Annotated in this window: 14 protein-coding genes; 8 read left to right on the top strand and 6 right to left on the bottom strand. The window is 68.9% G+C overall.

All coding sequences use genetic code 11. The features are described from left to right. Positions 1-30 precede the first annotated feature (30 nt). Positions 31-1,734: a DUF2207 domain-containing protein gene (locus tag AB0I12_RS25770; protein WP_359934194.1), complete on the top strand. Its 1,704-nt coding sequence runs from the start codon at positions 31-33 to the stop codon at positions 1,732-1,734. Between the two features lie 64 nt (positions 1,735-1,798). Here the strand turns inward: AB0I12_RS25770 and AB0I12_RS25765 are convergent, their stop codons facing one another. The 3 genes from AB0I12_RS25765 to AB0I12_RS25755 all read right to left on the bottom strand — a co-directional run bounded on the left by AB0I12_RS25765 (position 1,799) and on the right by AB0I12_RS25755 (position 4,581). Beyond that, a complete protein-coding gene (locus AB0I12_RS25765; protein ID WP_359934192.1) occupies positions 1,799-3,091 on the bottom strand; it encodes a peptidase C39 family protein in 1,293 nt (430 codons plus the stop codon). Positions 3,092-3,152: 61 nt separating this feature from the next. Beyond that, positions 3,153-3,725, bottom strand: coding sequence for a GNAT family N-acetyltransferase (locus AB0I12_RS25760; RefSeq protein ID WP_359934190.1), 573 nt, complete (start codon positions 3,723-3,725; stop codon positions 3,153-3,155). 31 nt (positions 3,726-3,756) lie between these two features. After that, entirely contained in the window at positions 3,757-4,581 is an 825-nt protein-coding gene (locus tag AB0I12_RS25755) for a lysozyme (RefSeq protein ID WP_359934188.1), read from the bottom strand. Between the two features lie 132 nt (positions 4,582-4,713). Between AB0I12_RS25755 and cysS the strand changes: the two genes are divergently transcribed. Then, on the top strand, positions 4,714-6,147 hold the full coding sequence (gene cysS, locus AB0I12_RS25750) for a cysteine--tRNA ligase (protein WP_359934186.1): 1,434 nt from the start codon (positions 4,714-4,716) through the stop codon (positions 6,145-6,147). Between the two features lies 1 nt (position 6,148). After that, complete coding sequence (rlmB, locus tag AB0I12_RS25745) at positions 6,149-7,114, top strand: 23S rRNA (guanosine(2251)-2'-O)-methyltransferase RlmB (RefSeq protein WP_359934184.1); 966 nt, start codon at positions 6,149-6,151, stop codon at positions 7,112-7,114. A 48-nt stretch (positions 7,115-7,162) separates the two neighbouring features. On the opposite strand, the gene AB0I12_RS25740 is transcribed toward rlmB, so the two are convergent. Beyond that, a complete protein-coding gene (locus AB0I12_RS25740; RefSeq protein ID WP_359934182.1) occupies positions 7,163-8,047 on the bottom strand; it encodes a S1 family peptidase in 885 nt (294 codons plus the stop codon). A 124-nt stretch (positions 8,048-8,171) separates the two neighbouring features. Further along, on the bottom strand, positions 8,172-9,023 hold the full coding sequence (locus tag AB0I12_RS25735) for a S1 family peptidase (RefSeq protein ID WP_359934180.1): 852 nt from the start codon (positions 9,021-9,023) through the stop codon (positions 8,172-8,174). A gap of 104 nt (positions 9,024-9,127) precedes the next feature. Between AB0I12_RS25735 and AB0I12_RS25730 the strand changes: the two genes are divergently transcribed. Further along, positions 9,128-10,348 carry a transposase gene (locus tag AB0I12_RS25730; RefSeq protein WP_359934178.1) on the top strand — a complete coding sequence of 407 codons (1,221 nt, stop codon included), beginning with the start codon at positions 9,128-9,130 and terminating at the stop codon, positions 10,346-10,348. 114 nt (positions 10,349-10,462) lie between these two features. Here the strand turns inward: AB0I12_RS25730 and AB0I12_RS25725 are convergent, their stop codons facing one another. Beyond that, a complete protein-coding gene (locus AB0I12_RS25725; protein WP_131460575.1) occupies positions 10,463-11,047 on the bottom strand; it encodes a TetR/AcrR family transcriptional regulator in 585 nt (194 codons plus the stop codon). 85 nt (positions 11,048-11,132) lie between these two features. Between AB0I12_RS25725 and AB0I12_RS25720 the strand changes: the two genes are divergently transcribed. The 4 genes from AB0I12_RS25720 (at position 11,133) to AB0I12_RS25705 (ending at position 14,040) form a co-directional block, all read left to right on the top strand. After that, positions 11,133-12,281 carry an acyl-CoA dehydrogenase family protein gene (locus tag AB0I12_RS25720; RefSeq protein WP_359934175.1) on the top strand — a complete coding sequence of 383 codons (1,149 nt, stop codon included), beginning with the start codon at positions 11,133-11,135 and terminating at the stop codon, positions 12,279-12,281. A 163-nt stretch (positions 12,282-12,444) separates the two neighbouring features. Next, a complete protein-coding gene (locus tag AB0I12_RS25715) occupies positions 12,445-13,212 on the top strand; it encodes a 3-hydroxyacyl-CoA dehydrogenase (protein WP_355474258.1) in 768 nt (255 codons plus the stop codon). After that, positions 13,212-13,664 (top strand): NUDIX hydrolase, encoded by a 453-nt coding sequence (locus AB0I12_RS25710; protein ID WP_359934173.1) that lies wholly within the window; start codon positions 13,212-13,214, stop codon positions 13,662-13,664. Before AB0I12_RS25715 ends, AB0I12_RS25710 begins: the two co-directional genes overlap by 1 nt. A gap of 97 nt (positions 13,665-13,761) precedes the next feature. Continuing rightward, complete coding sequence (locus AB0I12_RS25705) at positions 13,762-14,040, top strand: hypothetical protein (protein WP_359934171.1); 279 nt, start codon at positions 13,762-13,764, stop codon at positions 14,038-14,040.

Below are 14,040 nucleotides of genomic sequence, written 5' to 3'. Positions count from 1 at the left end.
CTGACCCTCTCTCTACGGTGTGATTGGGCGATGCGTCTACGTCTCCTCGGGGTATCCCTGTGTGCCCTCGGCCTGCTCGGCCTGTCCACTGTCCCAGCCGGTGCGAGCAGCGCCGCAGCCGCGGACGCAACCAGCGCCGCCGCCGATCCGGTGGTGACCAACTACGACAGCCAGGTCCGGGTCGAGCGCGACGGCCTGCTCCGGGTCTCCGAGACCTGGAAGCTCAGCAATGTGAACGGGACCTTCACCCGGTTCATCGTCACGCGGGACCACCTGCCCGACGACATCGACCACGTCCAGGAGATCGGCGACCTGACGGTCAAGGCCGGCGGCCAGGACAAGAAGGCCGAGCTGAAGACCGAGGGTGACGTCACGTCGATCGCCGTCCCGGACGTCAGCAGCGGTACGACGCAGCTCGACTTCACGTACACCGTGAAGGGCGCGGTGGCGAAGACCCTGGACGGCACCGAGGTGCGGTTCGCGCCGCTGACCGGGATCAGCCTCCCGATCCAGACCGCGAACGTGGTCTTCAGCGTCCCCGAGGTCTCGCACGTCTCCTGCTTCGCGGGCCCGATCGACAGCAATATCCCGTGCTCGCTGGCGCAGATCGGCGAGACCTCCGGCCCGACCTTCCAGCAGACCGCGCTGCCGCCGGGCAACACGGTCCGGATGGCCGTCGGCTTCCCGAAGGGCCAGATCGCCGACAACTCGATCATCGAGTACCGGCACACCTTCAAGCGCGCCTTCTCCACCGACACAGCCCAGCTGATCACCGCGCTGGCGGTGCTGCTGCTCGGCGCGATCGCGCTGTTCGCGCTGTACCGGCTGCGCGGCCGGGACCAGGTCGACCCGCGGCGCGTCGTCCCGGCGTCGCTGTTCAGCCTCGGCACCGACGCGCGGATCGACTTCACGCCGCCGTCCGACCTGCGCCCCGGTGAGGTCGGCACGCTGATCGACGAGCGGATCGACCCGGTCGACGTGACCGCGACGATCATCGACCTGGCCGTCCGCGGTCACCTGACGATCACCGAGCTCGAGCACAGCACCGAGTTCGCGCGGCCGGACTGGGAGCTGCGCCGAGTCTCGAGCGCGCCCGCCGAGGAGCTGCAGCGGTACGAGAACGTCCTGATCCGCGCGATCTTCGGCGACGCCGACTCCGTGCTGGTCTCGGAACTGGGCAAGCAGGTCCGCGCGAACCTGGCGCAGGTCCAGGACGCCCTGTACGACGGTGTGGTCAAGCGCGGCTGGTTCACCGAGCGCCCGGACCGCACTCGGTCGCTGTGGGCAACGATCGGTATCGCGACGACGGTCGTCGGTGTCGTCGCCACCGTCCTGCTGGCCCTGCTGACGACCTGGGGCCTGCTCGGACTGGCCATCACGCTGGTCGGTGTCGGCCTGCTCGTGGTCGGCCGCTACATGCCGGCCAAGGCCCCGGCCGCCGGTCGCGTCCTCGGCCAGGTCGCGGCGATCCGCGGCGAGCTGCTGGAGATGGACGTCAGCGAGCTGCCGACCGACCAGCACGCAGAGCTCTGCTCACGCGCCCTGCCGTACGCCGTCGTGCTCGGCGGCTCGGAGCGCTGGATCGACGCACTCGTCGCGACCGACACCACGCCGGACGAGGCGGACGAGGGCTTCACCTGGTACCGCGGTCCGAGCGGCTGGCACCTGCACTACCTGCCGGACTCGCTGCGCAACCTCACCACGAACCTGACGGGCGCACTCTTCGCCCGCTGAGGTCTTCATGAACAGTGCCCGCCACGCCGCCCCGGCGTGGCGGGCACTGTCGTTTCTGGTGGCCTTACCAGTTGTGCTGCGGATCTGTTGGCGCGGGCAACGGTGTGCCCTCGGGGTGGAGCACGTAGACCAGTCCGCCCGAGTGCGGCACCCAGGCGTTCTCGAACGCCTCGCGGTCGTACGTCGTCCGCACCTGGTCGTTGCTGGCGATCAGATGCGACGCCGGGTCGTTGACGACCACGTTGCCGGCCTGGTCGAAGCCGACGATGACCATCAGGTGCCCGTTGGTCCCGTAGCCCGCGCCGGGCAGGTCGCCCTTCTTGAACGACAGTGACGCGATCAGCGGGATCCCCGCCTTGATGAACTGCTCTGCCTCGGTCAGCGAACGCAGCCGGGTGACGAAGGCGTCCACGCCGCGCGAGCCGGCGTACGCCGTGTTGAACGGCCAGTTGCCCGCACCGTCGTACGCGTAGTCGAAGACGGACCGCGCCGAGTGGTCCACCTGTGGATCGGGATCGGTTGGATCGACCCATGCCGTTTCGGCCGCGGTCGGACCGGCGCCCCAGTAGTCGAGGACCATTGCCGTCGAGGTCGCCGAGCACCAGGCCTCGCCACCGCCGTCCCACTGCGGGTAGTGGCCGATGTGCGTCTCCTGCGAGTACGTCGGTACGTCGAGAACGATGCCCTCCGCGCCGCCGAGGGGGCTGACGGCAACTTTCTTGTCCGACGGCAGCCGGGATGCCATCGCCCCGACGGAGCGGACCACCGGGGACTGCGTCGTACCGCTCAGCCGGTACAGGGTGACCTTCAGCTGCCAGCGGTCCAGCCACTTGCCGGTCGCGGCCTGGAAGGTGTCGACGGCAACGGAACCGTCGGCGTCGCCCTGGCTCGGCACGGACGTCCGGTGGATGTCGCCGGCCGCGGTGTCGTCGCCGCCGGACCAGCGGCCGAGCACGTACCACTTCGTGGTGGTGCCGAGATTCGTCGTACCTGCCAACGAGACCTCGACCCAGGTCCCGGGCGGCGTGGTCGCGTTCCAGGAGGCGACCAGCTCGGTCAGCCCGAAGCCGGTGCTGACCTGCGGCGAGACCCAGCTGGTCCGGTCGTAGGACTTGGCGGTGCCGTCGCCGAACGGGTCGACGTACGACGTGGTGCCGGTCGACGTACCGAAGGCGAGGGCCCCGTCGGCGACCGTGGTGCCGAACTGCTGGCCGGACTGGAAGTCGGCGCTCGAGGTCCAGGTCCGATAGGCGACCTGCCGGGCCGGTGCGACCTTGACGGCTTCGCTCGGCAAGGTGCCGGCGCTGAGCACGACCACCCCGAGCATCAGGGCGGTGACGGAACGGGCGGAAGTCATGTTCCGACGGTAGCTGCGGCGGCAGTTGCTGTCATCAAGACGGCGCGCCGGGGGCAAAAACTTACGAACGCTTGTCCCACTCGCTGTAGAGCATCGCGAACACCAGCTCGTCGGTCCACTCGCCCTTGAGGTACTCGTTCTGCACGAAATGCGCCTCCCGTCGCAGGCCGAGCCGCTCGAGCAGCTTGACCGACCCGGTGTTGCGCGCGTCCAGGCGGGCGATGATCCGGTGCAGGCCGAGCTCCTCGAAGCCGAGCCGCAGCAGCTCGGCCGACGCCTCCGCGGCGTACCCGTGGCCGTGCGACTCCGAGTGGAAGACGTACCCGATCTCGCCGGTGCGCTGCTCGACGTTGTTCATGAACAGCGTGACCTCACCCAGGTGCCGGCCGGTGTCCCGCAGGACGACCGCGACGGTGAGCGCTTGACCGTCGCGCCAAAGAGAAAGATCCGTCATCGGGACATCGGCCAACCGGCCCGTGAGGGCCTCCTTGACCTGCTCCGGCGTCCGTACGTCGTACAGCAGATAACGGGTGACGTCGGGGTTGGACTGCAGCTTCAGCAGGTCGTCGTAGTCGTTCTCGACGTAGCGTCGAAGGGTCAGGCGGTCAGTCTCGATCGGCAGCGAGTAGCTCACCGATCGAGACTATGCGACCACCGCAACCCGTTTAGCCGTTGGCGAGTGCCTGCAGCCGGTCGTACGCGCCGTTGAAGTGGCTCTGGTCGATCGGCGACGAGGTGAACTGCCAGAACGTGTAGAACGGCCAACTGCCCGGGAGCGTCCCCACCGTGGAGGAGTAGCGCGCCACCCACAGCGGGTTCGTCGAGTTGAACGCGGTGGTGTTACCGGTGCACCGGCTCCACCAGTCGTAGTTGGTGTAGATCACCGCGTCGCGTCCGGTACGGGACTTGTAGGTGTTGAGGAAGTCGCGGATCCAGCTGACCATCGCCGACGCGCTCAGCCCGTAGCAGGTCGCGCCGTACGGGTTGTACTCGATGTCGAGCGCACCCGGCAGCGTCTTGCCGTCACGGGACCAGCCGCCGCCGCTGCTGGCGAAGTAGCTGGCCTGCGTCGCGCCGCTGGAGCTGTTCGGCAGGGCGAAGTGGTACGCGCCGCGGATCATGCCGACGTTGTAGGACCCGTTGTACTGCTGGGCGAAGTACGGGTTCTTGTACGACGTACCTTCGGTCGCCTTCACGTACGCGAACCGCTTGCCTTGACCCCACCAGTAGGCCCAGTCGACGTTGCCCTGGTGACTGGACACGTCGATGCCTTCGACGGTGGCCGCGGTGCCCATGTCGGCGGGCGCGGCGGCACTGCTGCTGGTGGTGGTGTTCTGCGTCCAGCCCATGTAGGCGTCGCCGGCCTTGCTGATGCCGTGCTGGCGGGCCTGAGCGGTGGGCTGTGGGGTGGGGCTTGCTTGGGCGGAGCCGGTCGTGGCCAGGATCAGGCCAAGAGCGACGGCGGCACCCGTGAAAAGGGCGGACTTCACGGTTTCCTCCAGAGCGATGAGGGGCGGACAGAGCGCTCGGCGATGGTCTTACCCGCATTCGGCAACAACCAACCCTGGAGACGGTTTGTTCGGTGATTATTTACCGGCGTCACCTCCCGTTACCCTTGACCGGTGACACTTCGCTTGTACGACACCGCAACAGCAGCAGTGCGAGATTTCGAGCCGGTCCACCCGGGCAAGGTCGGGATCTACCACTGTGGGCTGACGGTGCAGGGTGCCCCGCATGTCGGGCACATCTACAAGGAAGTGGTCTTCGACGTCCTGCGGCGCTGGCTGGAGCGGTCCGGCTACGAGGTGACCGTGATCGCCAACGTGACCGACATCGAGGACAAGATCCTCGCCAAGTCCGCCGAGCGCGGCATCCCGTGGTGGGCGCACGCCTACGAGTTCGAGCGCGAGCTGCACTGGGCGTACGACGTGCTCGGCTGCCGCCCGCCGACGTACGAGCCGCGCGCCACCGGGCACATCCCGGAGATGCTCGAGATGATCGAGCAGCTGATCGACCGCGGGCACGCGTACGTCGCGCCCGACGGATCGGGTGACGTCTACTTCGACGTCCGCTCCTGGCCGCAGTACGGCGCCCTGTCGCACCAGCGGATCGACGACATGGAGGCCGCCGAGGACGCGGACCCGCGCGGCAAGCGGGACCCGCGCGACTTCGCGCTCTGGAAGGGGTACGTCGAGGGCACGCCGCGGACCGCCTCGTGGCCGACGCCGTGGGGCCGCGGCCGCCCGGGGTGGCACCTGGAGTGCTCGGCGATGGCCGGCAAGTACCTCGGCGACGAGTTCGACATCCACGGCGGCGGGCTGGATCTGCGGTTCCCGCACCACGAGAACGAGTTGGCCCAGTCGACCGCGGTCGGGCAGAAGTTCGCCCGGTTCTGGATGCACAACGCGCTCGTCACCACGGCCGGCGAGAAGATGTCGAAGTCGATGGGCAACAGCGCGATCGTGCGGAACGTGGTCGAGCGGGTCCGCCCGATCGAGCTGCGGTACTACCTGGTCCAGTCGCACTACCGCTCGGTCGTCGAGTTCTCGTTCGAGGCGCTCGACGAGGCGGCGAAGAGCTTCCAGCGGCTCGAGGGCTTCGTGCACCGGGCCGCCGAGGTGACCGGCGGGGCCGAGCCCGCAGCCGAGCTGCCCGGCGACTTCGTGGCCGCGATGGACGACGACCTGGGGACGCCGGCGGCGATGGCCGTGCTGCACAACACCGTTCGCGACGGGAACAAGCTGGTCGCCGACGGCGACTCGGAGGCGCTGCGCGAGGTGCTGGCGGCGGTGCGCGGGATGCTCGGCGTGCTCGGCCTGGACCCGCTGGCCGAGCCGTGGGTGTCGCGTGCCGGCGGCAGCGACGCGCTCACCGAGGTCGTCGACGGGCTGGTGAAGGCTCTGCTCGAGCAGCGGCAGGCGGCCCGGGCACGCAAGGACTACGCCGCCGCGGACGACGTCCGCGACCGGTTGAAGGCGCTCGGCGTCGTCGTCGAGGACACCCCGCAGGGACCGCGTTGGTCTCTCGCGACAACTACCACCGACGAAGGAAACTGACGTGCCAGGCAGCAGCCAGCGCAAGGGTGCCATCCGGAAGAAGCCGCGGGGCAACCCGACAGCCGGTTCCGGTGGCCGGGTCCGCCGCGGACTCGAGGGCAAGGGTCCGACGCCGAAGGCGGTGGACCGGGTCAAGCACCCGGCCCACAAGCGGGCGAAGGCGGCCGAGCGGGCCAAGGAGCGGGAGCAGCGTTCCCGGCGCCCGTCGCGCAAGGACGGCGACTCCACGGTCGAGTGGGTGTACGGGCGGAACCCGGTGGTCGAGGCGCTGCGGGCCGGCGTACCGGCCGCGGCGCTGCACGTTGCCGAAGGCACCGAACGGGACGCCCGGCTGCGGGAGGCGCTGCTGGTCGCGGTCGAGACCGGTGTGTCGGTGCTCGAGGTGCCGCGCACGGAGCTCGACCGGGTCACCGCGGGCGGCGCCCACCAGGGCGTCGCGCTGCAGATCCCGCCGTACGAGTACGCGCATCCCGACGACCTGCTGGACCGGGCGTACGAGGCGCAGGAGGTGCCGCTGATCGTGGCGCTCGACGGCGTCACGGACCCGCGCAACCTCGGCGCGATCACCCGCTCCGCGGCCGCGTTCGGCGCGCACGGCGTCGTCGTACCGGAGCGCCGGACGGCGTCGATGTCGGCCTCGGCCTGGAAGACCTCGGCAGGCGCCGCGGCCCGCATCCCGGTCGCCCGCGCGGGCAACCTGAACCGGGCCCTCAAGTCCTACAAGGAAGCCGGCCTGCTGGTCATCGGCCTGGACATGAACGGCGCCGTCGACCTCCCGTCCTTCGAGGCCGCGACCGAGCCGCTCGTCCTCGTCATCGGCTCCGAAGGCAAGGGCCTGGCCCGCCTGGTCCGGGAGAACTGCGACCTGATCGTCTCGATCCCGATGACGTCCGCCACCGAGTCGCTGAACGCCGGCATCGCGGCCGGCGTCACCCTCTACGAGATCTCCCGCCGCCGCGCGAGCTGACCACGACTGCGCCCCGGACCAGGATGGTCCGGGGCGCAGCTGTGTGGATCAGTAGACGCTCACGCCGTAGCGGGAGAGTACTTCGGTGACGGGCTGGAAGTAGGTGGTGCCGCCGGAGGAGCAGTTGCCGGAGCCGCCGGAGGTGAGGCCGAGGGCCACCGAGCCGGCGAACAGCGCGCCGCCGGAGTCGCCGCCTTCCGCGCACACCGTGGTGCGGATCAGGCCGGTGACGGTGCCTTCGGCGTAGTTCACCGTGGCGTTGGTCGCGGTGACCGAGCCGCTGTGCACACCGGTCGTGCTACCACTGCGCTTGACCGCCTGCCCCACCGAGGCGTTGCCGGCGGACGTGATGTCCTGGGACGAGCCGTTGTAGAGGTCCACCGTCCCGGGGTGGTTCGTGTACGACGTGCTGTACTTCACGATCGCGTAGTCGTTGCCCGGGAAGCTCGACCCGTAGGTGGTGCCGAGCAGGGTGGTCTTGCTGGAGTTGGCGTACCAGCTGGACGCGATGTTGCCGCAGTGACCAGCGGTCAGGAAGTAGTACGTGCTGCCGCTGCGGACGTTGAAGCCGAGCGAGCAGCGGTACTGCCCGCCGTAGATGGCGTCGCCGCCGGCGATGTACTTCGTCAGCTTGCCGGACATCTTCTCGAGCTTGATCCGGTCGCCGAACTGCTTGGTCACACCGGTCAGCTTCGAGAACTTCGCGCCGGTGACGGTCTCGTCGTACGACACGATGATGCGGCCGTTCGGGTCGGTCTGCCACGCCGTCCCGGGGATCGTCGCGTTCTCGCTCAGGGCGGACGTGATCGCGGCGGCCGACAGGCTGGACGGGTTGACCGGTGCGGCCGAGGCCTGCGTCGCCAGAAGTCCGGTGGCAGCAAGCCCGGCCGCGGCCAGGACAGCGAGGGTACGGCGGAAGGGGGACATGTTCATGGTTGATGCCTCCTCACGATGAGGACGCCTTCGGGGCGGGGCGTCCTTGACTCAACCGTGACGAGTCCTACCCACTATCTCCCTGAGTATTCAGACAATCTCGGAGAGTAGGGGAAACCTGCGCTCAGTAGATGTAGACCCCGTACGCGTTCAGCGCCTGAACGACCGGCTGGAAGTACGTCACGCCGCCCGACGTGCAGTCGCCGGAGCCGCCCGAGGTGAGACCGAAGGCGTACTGCCGGTAGAACAGCGGCCCGCCCGAGTCGCCGGGCTCGGCGCAAACGTTGGTCCGGATCAGGCCCACCACGCGCCCGTCGCCGTAGTTCACAGTCGAGTTCAGGCCGGTCACCCGCCCGCTGTGCAGGCCGCTGGTGGCGCCCGAGCGGTACACCAACTGGTTGAGGCCCGGGTTCATTGCCCGGGTGATGTCCTGCGAGCGTCCGTTGTAGAGGTACACGCTGCCGCCCGGCACCTTCAGCGGGATGTCGGTCCGGTACACGACCAGCGAGTAGTCGTGGTACGGGTACGCGGCGTGGTGGACCGCGCCGGTGAAGACCTTGTGGGCCGGGTCCTGGTACCAGCGGGCCGCGTCGACACCGCAGTGACCGGCCGTGAGGAAGTAGTACTTACCACGCCGCTGCACGTTGAAGCCGACGCTGCACTTGTACTCGCCGCCGTACGTCGCCATGCCGCCGCTGATGTACTTCTGCAGCTTGCCGGGCAGCTTCTCGAGCTTGACGTTCGCGCCGAGCTGCTTGGTCAGGCCGGTCAGCTTGTTCAGCTTCGTGCCCGTGACCGTCGGGTCGTACGACACCAGCACGGTCCCGTCCGGCCGCGTCATCCACGCCGTACCGGGGGTGTGGATCTGGTCGTTCAAGGTCGCGGTGATCGCCCTGGCGGACAGCTTGGGCGGTTTGACCGGGTCGGCCCCCGCCGGCACGGCGGCAGTCAGAGCGAGGGCGGCAGCCGCCACCATGGCCGCTGTTCGTCGCAAAGATTTCATCGGGTTTGTTGCGGGGAGAGCCCATCCTTCAGAGCGGGGGCGAACCGCAACTGCCTCCCTTCAAGTGATAACTGTCGGTGTTGTCTGTTTTGGTGTGTGGTGTGTCTCGCTACCGCCTCGCACCGACTCCTGCCCAGGTGTCTGGGTTGTTGGAGCACTGCCGGCATGCGCGATACGTGTGGAATCTGGGGTTGGAGCAGCGATTGATGTGGCGGCCCGGCCGCCCCGCAACCCCTGCGTACGTGGCGCAGTCCGGGCAACTGACCGAGGCCCGCGCGGCGGAGCGGTGGTTGAAGGCCGGGTCGCAGACAGTGCAGCAGCAGGCGCTGCGGGACCTCGACCAGGCGTGGCGCAACTTCTACGCAGGAACTCACGGCCGCCCGACCTGGCGCAGGGAAGGCGTGCATGAGGGGTTCCGTATCGTCGGGCCGCAGGCTCAGCGGGTAGAGACGCTGAACCGGAGGTGGGGCCGGGTGCTGGTGCCGAAGGTCGGCTGGCTGAAGTTCCGGCTGTCCCGCAAGCTGCCGGACGCGAAGTCGTACCGCGTCACACGTGACCGGGCCGGCCGGTGGCACATCGCGTTCGCGGTCATCCCCGGCCCCATCCAGGCACCCGGAACCGGTGACGTGGTGGGGGTGGATCGTGGAGTTGCCGTGTCCGCGGCCTTGTCGACCGGGGAGCTGCTGTCGTGTCCTGGCCTGTCGGGACGGGAGCAGCGGCTTGTCAAGCGTCTGCAACGTAAGCTCGCCAGAGCCGCGTGGGGTAGCAACCGGCGCGGGAAGATCCGGGCCGCGATCGCGCGCTCCAGGGCGCGGGAGGCCGACCGGCGCAAGAACTGGGTCGAGCAGACGTCCACCGACCTCGCGCGGCGGTTCGATCTGATTGGTCTCGAAGACCTGCGGATCCGCACCATGACGAAGTCGGCGCGAGGCACCCGCGAAGCGCCAGGCCGCAACGTGCGGCAGAAAGCCGGCCTCAACCGAGGCATCCTCGCCCAAGGCTGGGGCCTGCTCGTTCAGCGTCTGCAGCAGAAGGCGCCAGGCCGGGTCGAGAAAGTCAATCCTGCGTACACGTCGCAGACCTGCAGTGCCTGTGGGCATGTCGCATCGGAGAACCGCGAGAGCCAAACGGTGTTCCGATGCGTCGCCTGCCGGTACGAGGCCAACGCCGACGTGAACGCGGCCGTCAACATTGCAGGTATCGCCGCGGCCGGGCGGGCCGTGAACGCACGCCGAGAGACCGCGGTACTGGCCTCTGAGAAGCGTGAACCTCAACTCGCGCCTCCAATGGTCGCGTAGTTGGAATCCCCGCCGGCAGGCGAGGAGGACGTCAACAGCCTTCCGGGGTGTACGGCTCTGATGCGCGAACTGGCAGTAAGAGGACGCGAGAGACACCTTAAAGGTGTCTACGGTTCAGTCGAGCCGCAGAGAGTGCAGCACGAACGAGGCCAGCTCGCGGTACGCCTCGGCGTCGTTCAGGCCGGTCCGCCGGGCGATGTCGCCGCGCTGGATCGCCTGCATGGTGTGCGCGATCATCTCGGCCGCGAACGCGATGTCGACCTGCCGGAAGGTCTTGTGGTTGATGCCGTCCTCGATCAGCTGCCGGACCCGCTCGGCCGCGATCCGGGTGTTCCGCTCGTACACCGAGCGGGCCGGCGCGAAGGTGGCCACGTCGTCCAGGAAGGTCCTGCTCGCCGGCCGCAGGGCGTCGGCGACCGCGTTCAGGTACGCCGCGATCCGCCGGTCGTGCCGGGTCTGCCGGGCGACCGCGGACTCCACCTGCGCGGTGGCGTTCTTGAAGTAGTGCTTCACCACCTCGACGGCCAGCTGCTCCTTGCTCGGCGCCAGCGCGTAGAGGGTCGTCTTGCTGCAGCGCAGCTCGGCGGCCAGGTCGTCCAGGGTGAACCGGCTGAACCCCTGCTCGAGGAACAGGGACAGGAGCCGGTCGAGCAGCTCGGACTGCCGGCGGGTCCGCCGCCCCGGAACGACTGTTGTCATATCGAGACAGCATAGAACGATACTGGACTATGTGCTCCAGTATCGTTCCGAGTATCATTCCGGGAGTTGTTGAGAGGGGGCTCTGATGGCTGTCGACCGACTCCTGCCCACTGACGAATCCATCGATCTGCTCGCCCTGGTGCGAGACCTGTGCGAGCACGAGCTCGCTCCGCACGCCGCGCACGCGGAGGAGAGCGAGACCTTCCCGCGATCCGCGTTCCGGACGCTGGGGAAGGCGGGCCTGCTCGGCCTGCCCTATCCGGAGCAGTACGGCGGCGCCGAGCAGCCGTACGAGGTGTACCTGCAGATGCTCGAGGAGATCGCGTCCGCCTGGATGTCGGTCGGCGTCGGCGTCTCGGTGCACACGATGACCAGCTACGGACTGGCGCATTTCGGCTCCGACGAGCAGCGCGAGCGGCTGCTGCCGGACATGATCGGCGGCGAACTGCTCGGCGCGTATGCGCTGTCCGAGCCGCAGGCCGGCTCCGACATCACCGGGATGACGACGCGGGCCGTCCAGGACGGGGACTCGTACGTCCTGAACGGGACCAAGGCGTGGATCAGCCACGGCTCGCACGCGGACTTCTACACCACCTTCGCGCGCACCTCCGACGACCGCACGCGCGGGATCTCGGCCTTCCACGTGCCGGCCGGCACCGACGGCCTCAGCTTCGGGGCCCCGGAGCGCAAGATGGGCCTGACTGGATCCACGACCACGCTGGTCAACTACGACGACGTCCGGGTCCCGGCCGGCAACCTGATCGGCGCGGAGGGCGACGGGATGCGGATCGCACTGTCCGCGCTCGATTCCGGCCGGCTCGGGATCGCGGCCTGCGCGGTCGGTCTGGCACAAGCGGCGCTCGACGTCGCCACGTCGTACGCGAAACAGCGGCAGCAGTTCGGGCAGTCGATCGCGGACTTCCAGGGTGTGCAGTTCCTGCTCGCCGACATGGCCGCGGCGGTCGAGTCCGGGCGGGCGACGTACCTGCACGCCGCGCGGCGCCGCGACCTGGGCCGGACGTTCACCCGGGAGGCCGCGATCGCCAAGCTGGTCTGCACGGACGCGGCGATGAAGGTCACGACCGATGCTGTCCAGGTGCTCGGTGGGTACGGTTACACCCGGGAGTTCCCGGCCGAGCGGTACATGCGCGAGGCCAAGGTGACCCAGATCTTCGAAGGTACGAACCAGATCCAGCGGCTGGTGATCAGCCGCGACCTGTTAAGGGTCCTGTGAGTGCTGTGACTCGACGCTATCGGCGCCCAGGCACGCACCTCGCGGCACTTGGCCAGCGCCCACGATGCTCCGCATCGAGGCCACTGACCAAGCACCCCGATGCACGCACCTGGACACCGCTATCGTTCGATTCACAGCACTCACAGGACCCTAGGAGCATGTGATGGAGTTCAGCCCGTCCGACGTCGCCCTGGTCACCGGTGGTGGTTCCGGGCTCGGAGAGGCGACGGTACGACGCCTCGCGGCGGACGGGCTCGGGGTGGTGATCGTCGACCTGCCCTCGTCCGCGGGCAAGGCCGTCGCCGACGAGCTGGGTGACCGGGTGGTGTTCGCGCCGACCGACGTCACCGACGAGACCGCGGTGGGCGCTGCGCTCGACGCGGCCGAGGCGCTCGGCACGCTGCGCGTGGTCGTGAACTGCGCCGGCGTCGCGACGCCAGGCCGGGTCGTCGGCCGCAAGGGTCCGTTGCCGCTCGCAACGTTCCGGCAGGTGATCGAGATCAACCTGATCGGCACCTTCAACGTGCTCCGGCTGGCCGCCGAGCGGATGATCGCCTCCGAGCCCGGCGCCGACGGTGACCGCGGCGTCGTGGTGATGACGGCGTCGATCGCGGCGTACGACGGGCAGGTCGGGCAGGCGGCGTACGCGTCGAGCAAGGGCGGGATCGTCGCGCTCACGCTGACCGCCGCACGGGACCTCGCCGACAAGGGCATCCGGGTCGTCACGATCGCGCCGGGCACGATGGAGACGCCGATGCTCGCCGGGCTTCCCGAGGAGACCCGCACGGTCCTCGAGCAGCAGGTCCCGCACCCGTCCCGCCTGGGCAAGCCCTCGGAGTATGCCGCGCTGGTCCGGCACATCCTCGACAACCAACTCCTGAACGGCGAGGTCATCCGCCTCGACGGCGCCCTCCGCATGCCACCACGCTGATGCGCGTCCGCGCGGTCCTGCTGCGCGCAGGCTCGCCCTTCCTCCAACTCTGGTGGCGAATCCGCAAACCCACCACCTTCGGCGTGAAGGCGCTGCTCCGCCGGCCGGACGGCCGCTTCCTCGTCGTCCGCCACTCGTACACCGACACCCGCCGCTGGGCCCTGCCCGGCGGCGGCTACAACCCCGCCCGCGAAACCCCCGCCCAGGCCGCTGCCCGCGAGGTGCACGAGGAACTGGGCCTGCTCGTGCCACCGGAGTCCTTCACCTCGCTCGCCACCGTCGTCACCACGCTGCAAGGTAAACACGACACGCTCACCACCCTCACCGCGTCCGTCTCCGACGACGCGCTCACCCTCTCGCCGGAGATCGCCGAGGCGCGGTGGGTGAAGGACCTTCGGGAACTGGGGGATGCGCCACTCTCGAAGTGGTTGCTTGCGGCCCTCATCAAGTAGCTTTCGGCCCCTTTCGGGGTGATCCGAAACGGGGTGCGCGTGGCTGGTTCGAGCGGCACTCTCGAAGTGTTCGACCCAACCACGAAAGGCACGGATCATGAACATTCGCAGGGTTTTCTACGGTGTCCTGGCCGGTGGAGCGATCGCGGTGGGCAGCCTCGCCGTACCCGGCGCCCAGGCGGCCGACGCGCCGGTCGCGGCTCCGGCGTCGTCGCAGGCTGTTTCCGCTGACAACTGGGAGTACGTCGGCGACTTCTTCTGGCAGTCCGACTGCCACGCCGCCGGTGCGGCCGGCACCAAGTGGACGAAGTACAAGTGCATCAACGGCTCGGCCTTCCCGGGCGACGACTACGAGCTGTGGGTCGTCTACAAGTAG

The sequence above is a fragment of the Kribbella sp. NPDC050459 genome, assembly GCF_040655315.1.
Taxonomy (GTDB): domain Bacteria; phylum Actinomycetota; class Actinomycetes; order Propionibacteriales; family Kribbellaceae; genus Kribbella.
The sequence above is the reverse complement of the archived record's forward strand: the minus strand, read 5'-3'. Positions and strand labels throughout refer to the sequence as shown.

What these genes read in the sequence shown, in the direction of transcription:
- AB0I12_RS25770 (WP_359934194.1), top strand. Translation starts at nt 31, where the DNA reads ATGCGTCTACGTCTCCTCGGGGTATCCCTGTGTGCCCTCGGCCTGCTC.
- AB0I12_RS25765 (WP_359934192.1), bottom strand. Translation starts at nt 3,091, where the DNA reads ATGACTTCCGCCCGTTCCGTCACCGCCCTGATGCTCGGGGTGGTCGTG.
- AB0I12_RS25740 (WP_359934182.1), bottom strand. Translation starts at nt 8,047, where the DNA reads ATGAACATGTCCCCCTTCCGCCGTACCCTCGCTGTCCTGGCCGCGGCC.
- AB0I12_RS25735 (WP_359934180.1), bottom strand. Translation starts at nt 9,023, where the DNA reads ATGGTGGCGGCTGCCGCCCTCGCTCTGACTGCCGCCGTGCCGGCGGGG.
- AB0I12_RS25725 (WP_131460575.1), bottom strand. Translation starts at nt 11,047, where the DNA reads ATGACAACAGTCGTTCCGGGGCGGCGGACCCGCCGGCAGTCCGAGCTG.
- AB0I12_RS25720 (WP_359934175.1), top strand. Translation starts at nt 11,133, where the DNA reads ATGGCTGTCGACCGACTCCTGCCCACTGACGAATCCATCGATCTGCTC.
- AB0I12_RS25715 (WP_355474258.1), top strand. Translation starts at nt 12,445, where the DNA reads ATGGAGTTCAGCCCGTCCGACGTCGCCCTGGTCACCGGTGGTGGTTCC.
- AB0I12_RS25710 (WP_359934173.1), top strand. Translation starts at nt 13,212, where the DNA reads ATGCGCGTCCGCGCGGTCCTGCTGCGCGCAGGCTCGCCCTTCCTCCAA.
- AB0I12_RS25705 (WP_359934171.1), top strand. Translation starts at nt 13,762, where the DNA reads ATGAACATTCGCAGGGTTTTCTACGGTGTCCTGGCCGGTGGAGCGATC.